This is a genomic window from Colwellia sp. MB02u-14 (assembly GCF_014076915.1).
In the GTDB taxonomy this organism is placed as follows: Bacteria; Pseudomonadota; Gammaproteobacteria; order Enterobacterales; family Alteromonadaceae; genus Colwellia_A.
On sequence record NZ_JACGUX010000080.1, the window covers coordinates 105,085 to 118,957 of the forward strand.

Sequence of the window (13,873 nt, forward strand, 5' to 3'; positions counted from 1 at the left end):
AATTAGACGTATGTACAAGTTGGTTAATATGTTGAAAAAGTTATCAACATTCGGCGAATCAATAATAAGTTTCTACGAAAAAGAAGTTGATAAACGATACAAGTTTTCTAAATTAAGTGATGATGTAAATCTATATGTTAATTATTTGAAGGCTATTGGTGTTAATTCAGGTAGTCGAGTTGGCGTTGCTGCAAACAATTGTTATGAATGGCTAATGGCAGATATTGCGTTAATTGAAATTGGCGCAGTTTCCGTTATATTTCAAGAAAATCATCAAATTAATGATGTTGAACAATTTATAGCTGAGTATGAGTTGGATGTACTTTTACTTGCACCTGAACGTTGGAATCAACTTAACGGTGAAGAGCACAGTAATGTACTTATTATTGGATCTAACCATCGAGAAGTTAAAATAAAGCCGTGTGAGAAAACAAGGTATATTGACAATAGTGATGATCATAGCTTTGTTTTTTCTTCAGGTACGGGCGGTACATTTAAAGGAATGGTTATTGATCGAAATGGGGTTGAACTACAAATTGAATCCTTAGTGGACGCGTTTAATATTACGGCTGCTGATTCGGTTTATGTTTTTATGCCGTTTTCGAATTTTCAGCAAAGGTTATTTTACTATGCGGCTTTATTTGTTGGTGCATCTATGTATGTTGTGCCACAAGAGCAAATATTTGCTGGATTACCTCGTTTAAAACCGACAATTTTGGTTGCTCCACCGATTCTTTATGAATCAATCGCAGCTCAATATGGTCAACTGGAGGGGGCGGCAATAAAGCAAATATTTGGCGGGAATATTCGTTTTATGATCACGGGTATGGCTAAAATTGGTTTGCCAACATTAGAATTATATAAAAGTAAAAATATACCTTTGTTTGAAGTTTATGGTTTAACGGAAAGTGGCGTTGTTTGTGTTAATACGCCAAATAGTAATGTGATTGGGTCAACAGGAAAACCGTTACCTAATACTACAATAGAGATCGTAGAAGATGGGGAAGTGATCGTTATTAAAGAACGGCCTTTGACTAGTCGTTTCTTTGATTATCAGCAGGAAGAAAACGATACCCGTATAGAAGGGAATAAAATATATACTGGTGACTTGGGGTATCTTGACGAAGCTGGGCATCTTTTTTTGATCGGACGAAAAAAAGCAACAATTATCACGGGTGATGGTAAGAAGATCCAACCTGAACCTATAGAAAAACACTTAGAAGAACACTCTCTGATCCAACATTGTGTCTTGTTTCCTTATAAAGATACCAGCGGATTAATGGCTGTTGTGCAAGTACATTTACCTTTAGAAAAAATAGATGTTGTTGAACTTGAACAGCACCTCAATGGATTGTTACAGAAAGAATTTTCTCATATAAGTCTTGCTAAATGGGTCTTTACAGATGTTAGATTTTCAACTGAGAATGGCTTATTAACAAGAAATTTGAAAATAGCCCGTAAGAATATAGCGCAGCATTTTCAAAGTGAACTAAACGAAATTATAACCGATGAATACACTGAGCCAAGCACTGAAATAGAGTCAAAACTTTGTGAAATTTGGCAGTCGGTTATTCGTCTTGAACGGGTTGGGATTTTTGATAATTTCTTTGAAATTGGCGGTGATTCTATTTTGTCTATTCAAGTTGTTGCACAGGCCAATAAACAAGGACTTAGTTTTACCCAAAGACAGCTTTTTGAGCATCAGACCATAAACCAGCTCGCTAAGGTTGTCGGAACAAAAGCAATCGTTGAAGCGCTTCAGGACACAGTTACCGGTAACATGGAATTGTTACCAATTCAGGATTATTTCCTAAACGGCGACCAAACGGATCTTAATTATTTTATTCAACATATAAGTGTTTCAGTTCCTGATGGACTTGATAACGTTCAGTTAGACCAGATCATAAGGGCGCTGTATCAACGACATGATGCGTTAAATCTTAGGTTCTACCAGGAAGCAGGGAGTTGGCAGTCACATTTCATTGCAGACAGTGATTGTGTTCATAAAACACTGAGTGTTGTGAATCTGTCGAATGAAGACCCTAGTGACATTTCTGGCATCATTGAAGCAGTGACATTACAAACGCAGAAAAGCATTAGTTTGAATGATGGCAATATTTTCAAAGCTGTTTATTTTAATTGTGCTGACAATGCCAGTCGTTTATTGCTGGTTATGCATCACTTAGTTGTTGATGGTATTTCCTGGCGCATTTTATTAAAAGATATCAATCAAGGTTATAAACAATTACTAGCTGGGCAGAAAATTTCTTTAGCGCCTAAAACGTCTTCATTCCAACAATGGTCGAGTGCCTTACAATATTATAGTCAAAGTGATAATTTGGTGAAAGAACTGAATTATTGGCAGGAGATTGAAAATAGTGTCGTAACGCCATTGCCTGTTGATGAGCTGAAGGGATCGGATAGCACTTATAGCACTGAAACAACAGAAACTGCCGTTATCGAATTGACCGAAGCTGATAGTACGGCTTTATTAAAAAACTGTAATAATGCCTACAGCACACAAATTAATGAATTATTGCTAGTTGCTCTTTTTATGACTTTTGGTCAATGGAAAGGTCAGTCTGAGAGTGAAACTCAGTTAAAATTACACATTGAAGGTCATGGTAGAGAATTACTGTTTGATGAGCTGGATATCAGCGAAACATTAGGTTGGTTTACTAGCCTGTATCCACTGGTATTAAACTCATCAGAGTTATTTGATGTTGGCAGTATTATTAAAACAGTCAAAGAAAAATTTCGTGCAATTCCTAATAAAGGTATTGGTTACGGTATTTTAAAATACTTACGCAAAAGTCCTGAGCTTAACAATTTTTCTGAAATTAATAATCTTTCAGAGGTTAATCAAAGGTCAAATACACCAGAGATTTTGTTTAATTACCTTGGACAGATATCCCAATCGACAGATGAGGACTTAGACTTTAACCTTATCAACAATAGCGTTGGACTTGCTGAAAGTCCGTTAAGACCAAGAAGTCATCAACTAGGTTTTAATTGCTTAGTCATTGACTCCAAACTAACAATAAAGCTTGATTATAGTCAACAGCAATTTTCATCGGATACGATTGACAATCTTTATCAGAGTTTAAGCGAAAATCTGCAAAAAGTTATTATTCATTGTTTAGCACAATCAGAAAAAATTTATACGCCTTCGGATTTTCCTTTAGCAAAAGTGACCAGTGATACTTTGGCATTATGGCAAAAAGCATATCCGTCATTAAGTAATGTTTATCCGGCAACTCCTACTCAGCAAGGTATGGTATTTCATAGCTTATTAGATCCACAAGCCTATACCACACAGGTATCTCTTACACTGAAAGGGAAATTAGACACTAAATTGTTTAAATCTGCATGGGAAGCCGTAATAAACCGGCACGAAGCTTTACGTACCGCGCTACCAGATGTTGACAATGAAATCATGCATCAGTTAGTTGTATCCGACTATGAACTAAATTGGCAGCAAATTGATTTTCGTCAGTTAAGTGCTGATGAACAGCAAAGTGAAATTAAACATTTCATTGAAAATGACCGCAAGCAAGGCTTTTCGTTCGCTCAATCTCCTTTAATGCGCTTTACATTTTGGCGTAATAGCGACGAAAACTATCAACTATTGTGGTCGCACCATCATGTATTGCTTGATGGTTGGTGTTTACCTCTTATTTTCAGTGAAGTTATGAGTTGCTATCAGGCGAGTTTAGAAGGTAAAACCTTAACACTGGCTGCACCAGTTTCTTATGAAAATTATATTGAATGGCTGAGTTTGCAAGACGAAGATAGCGCGATATATTACTGGCAGCAATCCTTGCAGGGTATTGAGTCAAGAACTGTACTTGCTATCGAAAATATGGCGAACGAGCAGACAGAAACCGGATTGAAAGAAATTGATTTTTCAATTGATGAAGCAACAACAAAACGATTAAACAAATATGCAAAAGAGTCATCAACAACGCTAAATGCAATTGTTCAAGGTATTTGGGCTTATATTTTACAACAATACAGTGGTAACGATAGTGTATTGTTTGGCACAACAGTTTCGGGACGACCAGCAGATTTAATTGATGTTGATTCAATGATCGGCCTATTTATTAATACCTTACCTGTACGAGTTGACGTTGACAGCGAGCAACCCATTAAAGATTGGCTTAAAACTCTGCATAAGAATCAAGTGTACCGGGAAGAAAATGCATTCTTGCCACTTCATGTCATCCAAAAAAATACCGGTATTGCAAACGGTGAAAGCTTATTTGACAGTTTAATCGTTTTTGAAAATTATCCTGTTGATGCGGCACTGAAGCAGCTGGCTGCATCATCTGACTTGCAGATTGAAAACGTCGAAGCGATGGAAAAAACCAATTACGGTCTGCAATTAGTGGTTGAGCCGGGCGACCAGCTGGCGTTTAAATTCAGATACCAATCAGAACGTTATAGCTCAGGTTCTGTACAAGCTTTTATCAAACATATTCATTTATTAATTGAACAGATAACTACAGGTAAAGAGTTAACTGTCGGTGATTTATCGCTACTTAAAATGGAAGATAAAAATCAGCTGTTAAATAAATGGAATGACACTGATGTGGGTTCACCCAGTAATAAATGTATCCATCAACTTATTGAAGCTCAGGTTGAAATTTCACCGGATGCGATTGCGACAGAATATGAAGGTGAAGTTCTGTCTTATCGTGAATTAAATGATCGTTCAAATCAACTGGCCAGATTACTGCTCTCAGAAGGTGTGAAAAGCGACATGATTGTCGGTTTATGCATGGAACGTTCTACAGAGATGGTGATAAGTATTTTTGGCATATTAAAAGCCGGCGCGGCTTATATGCCAATGGATCCTGAAAACCCGTCAAATCGCTTAAATTATATTTTGAATGACTCGAAGGTTGATATTATATTATCTCAGTTACATTTAGCTGACCGTCTCCCTGTAGAGCATCAAACTCTATTGTGTCTTGATTCACCAGAGATACTGCAGCGTATAGATCAGCAAGAAATAGCAAACCCTGTGGATCTGAGTGATGTGAATCAATCCAATCTAGCTTATGTTATTTATACTTCGGGGTCGACAGGCCAACCCAAGGGTGTAATGGTAGAGCATGCGGCATTAGTTAATCGTATTAACTGGATGCAAAGTGCTTACCCTATTGATGAAGCTGATTGTGTTTTACAAAAAACACCTTACAACTTTGATGTATCGGTATGGGAATTTTTATGGCCGCTGATGACAGGTGCCAAAATGGTACTTGCGAAACCAGGAGGTCATAAAAATCCTGAATATCTAGTAGATTTGATCCGTTCAAGCAAAGTCACCACACTTCATTTTGTGCCTTCAATGTTAAGCATAATGCTTAGCGGTGCGAACTGGGAAAGTTGCAAGGAAGTCAAACAGGTTTTTAGTAGTGGAGAAGCTTTACCTTATGAATTACAAAAACGATTTTTTGACTCTGGCTCTCAGGCCGCACTCATTAACCTTTATGGTCCAACCGAAGCGGCAATAGATGTATCGTATTGGAATTGTAATAAAAAATCTAACTTAGGCATAGTTCCTATCGGAAAGCCTATTGATAATATTCAGTTATATGTTTTAGATTCCAAGCTTAATCCTTTGCCTGTAGGTGTGTTTGGTGAGTTGCATATTGGTGGTGTTGGGTTAGCTCGTGGTTATCTAAATAACCCTGATTTAACAGACGAAAAATTTATTGAAAATCCGTTTGATAATATAGCTTCAAACAGGCTTCCTTCAAATAAATCTCCTTCAAGAAAATTATACAAAACCGGTGACCTTGCCCGTTGGTTACCCAACGGAAATATCGAGTATTTATCTCGTTTAGACGGGCAGATTAAAATCCGGGGCCAACGTATTGAGCTTGGTGAAATTGAAAGTACACTTCTTGCTTGCACTGAGCTTGCAGGCAAAGAACTTAATATTAAAGTGCTTAAATATTGCTCAGTAGACGTTCGGGAAGAGCATCCGGGAGTAAAACGTTTGGTTGCCTATATTGTTGCGAATGACGAAAATACCAACAATGTAGACGAAACAGTGCTTATAGAATCGCTACGAGATATCGTTAAAACAAACTTGCCTGAGTATATGGTTCCATCGGCTTTTATTTTACTGGATGAATTACCCGTTACCAGTAACGGTAAGTTAGACAGAAAAGCGCTGGCTAAGTTGAAAATAACGACACAAGTAACTAATAAATATGTAGCGCCAGTAACTGAAGTAGAGCGAGCGATAGCATTGATATGGGGCAACATATTAGCGGTAGAAAAAGTAGGGTTAACAGATAATTTCTTTGACCTTGGTGGTGATTCTATTATTGCTATACAAATAATAGCACGAATGAAAGCAAGTGGTCTTAAGGTCACTATGCAGCAATTTTTTGAAATGAAAACTATCGTAAAACTTGCGCTTGTTACAGAAGAATCTGTTAGCCAAATTAGTCAGGCTCCAGTTGAAGGAGATGTGATGTTAACACCAATACAGAGCTGGTTCTTTGACGGAGAGCATAAGGAATTCTCATATTGGAATCAATCGGTACTGTTTACATTAGGCAAACAGGTGCAATCAGCGTTAATTGTTGAAACCCTTGAATATTTAGTTGCTCACCATGATGGCTTACGAAGTCAGTTTGTTCAAAGTGAGGAAGGTTGGCAACAAAAAGTATTATCTGAGCAGCAATTTAATGGTGCTAATGTGTTTGAACAGCATGATATCTTTGATGAAATTAAAGCGCTTGGTAATATATCTGTCGCCATTGAAGCGAAAATTAATAAACTGCAAGGCAGTCTTTCATTAAAAGATGGCCCTCTTTGGAAAGTGGTTCGCCTGAGTATTGATAATACTGAAAGTGACCGACTCATTTTTATATTTCACCACTTGATTATTGATGGCATGTCGTGGCGTATTTTACTTGAAGACTTTGTCAGTACTTTTGAACAACTTGCAACAGGTAAATTGACAAAAAATCCCCCTCCGACTTTACCTATGAAAACAACTTCTTTCAAAGCGTGGGCTGAGCAGCTTGAGCTTTACAGTCAATCGAAAGCGGTTAACGATGCATTACCTTATTGGCAAGAAAATGCGGCACAGGAAATACTTGCTTTGCCGACTGACAAGAACACCGGACCGAATCTTGAAGGTTCTGCGCGAGAAGTTAAAGTAAGACTTAATGAAACTGATACACATACTTTATTAAAAGAAGTGAATGTAGCTTATAGAAGTCAGATCAACGATGTATTATTAACAGCATTAACACGTGTTATTAGTAACTTTTCTGGTGATCCTCGTTGTGTTATTAGCATAGAGGGGCATGGCCGTGAAATGATAGACTCTGACATTGATTTAAGCAGAACTTTGGGCTGGTTTACCACTATGTTTCCTGTGCAATTACGTTGGGACAGTGATGAATGGGGTGAAGGCTTATTATCAATCAAAGACCAACTTAATCAGATTCCGCATAAAGGCTTGAGTTACGGTTTATTAAAACATATTAGAAAAAATGAATTGTTAAATGTTAAGCCAGCACAAGTAGCGTTTAATTATCTCGGACAATTTGATGGTGTGTTAGGTAACAAGATTGGTTTAGAGCTGGCAGATGAATCTACAGGACTTAATCGTCACCCAGCATCGCCTCGTGATCCTTTAATTGAAGTAGAGGGGCTGATAATTAATGGCGAATTAGAAATTCGTTGGTTATATAGCAGTCATCACTATGAAGAAAATACCATCACTGATCTGGCTAATGAATATGTAGAATCATTACAAAGTTTAATTGCTTATTGTTTAAAACCAGAGCATGGCGGCGCATGTGCAACTGATTTCAAAAATAATTTGCTGTCTACCAGCCAAATGCGTAGTTTAATCGCGCCTGAACAGTGGCGTAATTTGCAAGATATGTATCCACTGTCACCGCTGCAAAATGGCATATTGTTTCATGAACTTCTTGAAAAGTATGAGCTAAGTTCAACGAATGAACAGATTTATTTAAATCAGATGTCATGTGATTTTACCGGTTCGTTAGCCGTAGATATGTTTAAACAAGCATGGCAAACGGTTGTCGAACGTCACGAAATACTGCGTACTGCAATTATCTCTGGCGGAGCACATGATCCGGTACAACTGGTAATGAAATCAGTTAAATTAAATGTAGATACACAAAACTGGTGTCATTTAAGTACTGAGCAACAATCTTCACAGCTTAGTGAATTTAAAGATCAGGATCGACAAAATGGTTTTGATTTTAGTCAAAGTCCATTAATGCGATTAACATTGATCCAGCTGGCGGGCAATAAACATGTGTTTGTTTGGAGTCGTCATCATCTGATACTCGATGGTTGGAGTACATCTAAGTTACTTGAAGAAGCATTGCAATGTTATCAATCTATGGTTGATGGAGTTGAAAATGAAATACGTTTGTCGGCCTCTTATGGTGATTACATTCATTGGTTATACGCGCAAGATGAACAGGCTGCCAAAAAATACTGGCAAGAACGACTAGCTGGTTTTTCTACAGTGTCTGCTTTACCTAAAACGCTAGATAAAGGTATTGATAAAGAAAGACAAGGTTATGATACCTGTTCATTAACACTAGATAATGACAAAGTGGGAAATTTACAGGCTATTGCCCAGTCTTATCAAGTAACGTTAAGCACTTTGATTCAAGGGCTCTGGTCTTTAGTTTTAGCGCGTTACAGTGATCAGAATGATGTCATTTATGGTTTAACTACGTCAGGTCGTCCGAGTGAGTTACCGGGTGTTGAATCTATGCTGGGCATGTTCATCAATAGCTTGCCTGTGCGGGTGAAAATTGATGAAAAATCAACTATAGCTCAATGGCTACAAACACTGCAAGCCAATAACATGGCAGCAACTAACTATGAATTTGCGTCACTGGCGGATATTCAACAATATGCTGAAGTAGATCAAGGCACAGCATTATTTGATAGTTTACTGGTATTTGAAAACTATCCGCTTGGCAATTTGGAAAGTGAATTAAATCAACAGTTGCACATTGATAATGTGCAAGTGAATGAGCAGACCAGCTATCCGCTAACGTTGACGGTAGAAATGCAGCAAACTGTGACATTTATTTTTAATTACCAGCGAGCATTATTTGATGATCAATTTATCCTCAAACTATCAGCCTTTTTCCATGAGCTGCTGAATGACTTGATTGATAAACGTCCTGAATGTATTGGTGATTTTTCATCACAGTCTAATAAAGACGCATTGCAAATAAAGCAATGGAATGCAACAGCGCGAGATTATGATACTGAACAGTTATTGCATCAAATGTTTGAAATGCAGGCTGAAAATAATCCAGATGCAATTGCTTTGGCGATGGAAGGGGAAACATCAACCTATCAAGCGCTTAACCAAAGCGCTAATAATCTGGCTCATTACCTTAAAGCTCAAGGTGTTGGAACTGATAGCTGTGTCGGTATTTGTTTAGAGCGTTCTTTTGATATGGTGATCAGTTATTTGGCGGTATTAAAAGCCGGTGGTGCTTATATTCCGCTGGATGCACAACTACCAACGAGCCGACTAGCTTATATGCTTGATAATGCAAACGCAGCTATCTTGATATCTGCGTCAAGTATCAGTTTTTCTGAAATAGAGCGTCAAAGGATAGCCACGCAATCTATTGAAAGAAAAATAGTTAATGTTGACGATAATTCTTTCAAACAACAGTTATCAGTGCAACCAACCAGTAACCTTGGTGATGTAAAGCAATCGAGTAATAATTTGGCTTATGTTCTTTATACTTCAGGAACAACGGGGCAGCCAAAAGGTGTAATGATATCGCATGATGCTATTTGTAATCACATGCATTGGATGCAGGAAATCATTCCTATGGATGCATCAAGTCGATTATTGCAAAAAACATCTTGTAGTTTTGATGCATCAGTTTGGGAATTTTATGCACCTCTTTTACAGGGGGGACAATTGCATCTGGCTAAGCCTGACGGTCATAAAGATACTCAATATTTACTTAAAACCATTAAACAAGAAAATATTTCGGTACTTCAGGTTGTTCCTACGTTATTGCGTTTTCTATTGGAAGGCGGATTAGAACAATGCTCGTCGTTAACTCATGTAGGTTGTGGTGGTGAGGCATTGTCTCGTCAAATGGTGAATGATTTTTATCAGCGTTCAAACGCGCAATTAATTAACTTATATGGTCCTACGGAAGCTTGTATTCATGGTGCTTATTGGCTTTGTGAGTCAGGCGCTAACAATGCACCTGTACCGATTGGACAACCTATCAGCAATGGTCAGTGTTTCGTTTTGGGACGTGATTTTAAACAAGTACCAATAGGTGTTGCAGGAGAATTATATATCGCGGGTAAAGGACTGGCTAAGGGATATATAGGCCAAGATGAAATGACAGCGCGAAAGTTTATTACCGCAACAATTGATGGTTATTCAACTCAATTAGTTTACAAAACAGGTGACAAGGTTCGGTGGCTACCTGATGGTCAATTAGAATACTTAGGCCGTTTTGATAATCAGGTGAAAGTAAGAGGACATCGAATAGAACTTGAAGAAATTGAAATTAATTTACAATCATTTGAGCACGTTTATGAGTGTGCCGTAATTGTCAAACAGCTAGAAGAAGATGCGCTGCTGTTCGCTTATGTCAAGCTTCATGACAATGCAGAAAATAATGTAACCGACAAGATTAAGGCACACTTAATGGCTTTATTGCCTGAATATATGGTGCCAGTACACTTTGTATACGAAGACGATTTACCTTTAATGAATAATGGCAAAATAAATCGTCAGGTTTTAGCACAAAGAGCCTTGTTGTTTGACAATACAGACTTTACATTTGTTGCGCCTACATCACCGCAAGAACAGATTATCGCTGGTATTTTTTGTGACGTATTGAAATGTGAACAGATCAGTATTCATGATAGATTTTTTGATATTGGAGGTCATTCACTTCATGCAACACAGGTAGTGTCTCGGATCCGTGAAAGGTTAAATGTTGAATTGCCGTTGCGTGAGTTTATGATCTGTCAAACGGTTCATGCCTTGACAAAATATATCGCTGGTCAAAGCGATACCATAGTGATGCAATTACCACTAGTGCCGATTGAACGAGGCGATCAAGGCATGTTGTTATCACAAAATCAGGAACGTTTATGGTTTGTTGAGCAAATGTCTCAACACAGCATATTAAATAATGTTGCAGCTGCATTGAAAGCTGTTGGTAATATTGAAATCGACAGGTTAAAGCTAAGTATTGAACAATTGGTGCAGCGTCATGAAGCGTTGCGAAGTCGATTTGTTATCACTGATGCCGGCCCACGGGTATTTTTCAGAGAGCAACCCGCGCTAGATTTTGAATATTTGGATATTCGTCAGAGTTTGCAAAGTAACAGTGATGACAGAGCTAAACAATTAAATCAGCAGATTGATGAGTTGGCATGGCAACCGTTTGATCTTACAAAAGACTCATTACTGCGGATCAAGTTATTCCATATTGCCGACGAAGAATATGTGCTGATGATGGCAATGCACCATATTATTAGTGACGGTTGGTCAATGGGTATTTTAATTGATGACTTAGTCGCGCTATATCATGCAAAATCTCAGCAAGCACTTTCGCCTTTACCAGCGTTAACCTTGCAACATGCCGACTATGTTAATTGGCAAAATGAGTATTTAGATGCAGGTGAAAGCGATCGTCAATTGCAATATTGGCAGCAAAAATTAACAGGTGTAGCGCCTTTATTGTCTTTACCATACGACAGACCAAGACCAGAAATACAAACGTATAACGGTAAAGCTGTTAACTTTCTATTACCACAAAGTCTTTCTGATAAGTTGAGTCAGTTGAGTAAAGAAGAAAATGTGACCTTGTTTATGACGCTAATGTCGGTTTTCGAAATTCTGCTCTACAGACATTCAGGGCAAACAGATTTTGCAATAGGTACACCAATTGCGAATAGAACGAGACCAGAACTTGAATCAATTGTCGGGCTGTTTATTAATACATTAGTTATACGTTCTGATATTGAAACAGGAATACGTTTTAATGAATTATTAGCAAAGGTTGCCAAGACAACATTAGATGCTTATGGGTACCAGGATATTTCTTTAGCTCAATTGGTTAATGCGATAAAGCCTGAACGAAATAGCAGTTATTCCCCATTTTTCCAAACCTGGTTTGTATTACAAAATGCACCATCAGTACCGTTATCGCTTGATGGTACTACTTTTGAACCTATGGAATTAGATATACCAATTGCTAGATTTGACTTAGTCATGAGCTTGCAGGAAACCCCACAGGGTTTAACCGGGGTCTTACAATATAATACAGATTTGTTTGACCGTTCAACAATCGATGGACTTATCGATTCTTATAAAACGTTGTTAGAGGCTGTTGCCAATTCACCAGATAAGTTATTGCAAGACTTGCCACTTATTTCTGATGAAGCAAAAGCCAAGAAAATAGCCCAGCAACAAGTAAATAAACAGACAAGCTTAAGTCGCTTAAAGCGAATTAAGCGTAGATCATAAAATACAAAGGTGATAACAATGAATCAGTTAAACAGTCAACCGAATGCCGGAATTTCACGCCTTCGTAATATCAGGCGTAAACCTGTAGCTTCAAGTAATGAGGTTACAAGAGGGCAAATCGATGGTCATACGTTGCCATTAGTCTATAAATCTGAAAATAGTTCGCTTAGCCTAAGTGATTGGATCAATAAAAATAAAGTGCAACTGGAAACAGAACTATTACAACATGGTGCACTTTTATTTAGGGGGTTTTCAATCGAAGGTGAAAAGGGTTTTGAAAACTTAATTCAAAGCATTTCGGATAAACCGATGTTGGAATACACTAACCGCTCGACACCAAGATCTAGTGTTCGTGGAAATGTTTATACGTCAACAGAGTATCCGGCAGATCAGGAAATAGCATTGCACAACGAAAATGCTTATACCACTTCATGGCCATCAACGTTGTATTTCTATAGTCATACCGCTGCAGAGCAAGGTGGATCAACGCATATAGGAGATAGTCGTAAAGTATTTCAACAAATTGATCCGGCAATAAGAAAACGTTTTGCTGAAAAGGGTGTGCGTTATGTCAGAAACTACGGAGAATTAGATCTTCCGTGGGAAGAGGTTTTTCAAACAACGGATAAGTTAAATGTTGAAAGTCAATGTAAGGAAAGAGACATTAATATTGAATGGTTAAATAATGGTGAAAGATTACGTACATGGCAAAATTGTCAAGGCGTTGCCCAGCATCCAGTCACCAAAGAAGATGTATGGTTTAATCAGGCACATTTATTTCATGTGTCAAATTTACCTCAAGAGATAAAGGAATCTTTACAGTTAATTTATGCTGAGGAAGAACTGCCTCGTCATGCTTTTTATGGTGACGGTTCTTCACTGGAAGAAAGTGTACTTGAAGAAATTCGCGGTATTTATAAAGAGAACGAAGTAGTTTTTCCATGGCAACAGAATGATTTGATGATAGTTGATAACATGCTAGCTGTTCATGGTCGTAAACCATTTAAAGGTAAACGCAGAATATTAGTTGGCATGACCTAAAGCAAAACATACCTGAGAAGTTTGGGTATAAGTACATGTTTAAAATTCAGCAGTTAAAACTCAGCAGTTAAATCACGAGAAATAGCGATACCCATTAGAATTTGTATTTAGTTGGGTTATCATTATTTCCGTGTTGTCGATCTCTGAATTTAAGATAAAAATAATATATTCGTAATGAAACCCAAAAGAAAACTCGATCTCATCCTTCTATAGTTCCATTCTGTATTTTTTAGATCTTCAAGATATAGACACTAATTTAGCGACTTGTTTAGTTAAAAA

At 37.7% G+C, this 13,873-nt stretch carries 2 protein-coding genes; both read left to right on the forward strand.

The window, feature by feature from the left end; translation table 11 throughout:
• The first annotated feature begins 10 nt into the window (after window positions 1–10).
• Complete coding sequence (locus tag H4J52_RS13585) at window positions 11–12,553, forward strand: non-ribosomal peptide synthetase (RefSeq protein WP_182224922.1); 12,543 nt, start codon at window positions 11–13, stop codon at window positions 12,551–12,553.
• 18 nt (window positions 12,554–12,571) lie between these two features.
• Window positions 12,572–13,594, forward strand: a complete 1,023-nt coding sequence (locus H4J52_RS13590; RefSeq protein WP_182224924.1) for a TauD/TfdA family dioxygenase — start codon at window positions 12,572–12,574, stop codon at window positions 13,592–13,594.
• Window positions 13,595–13,873 lie beyond the last annotated feature (279 nt).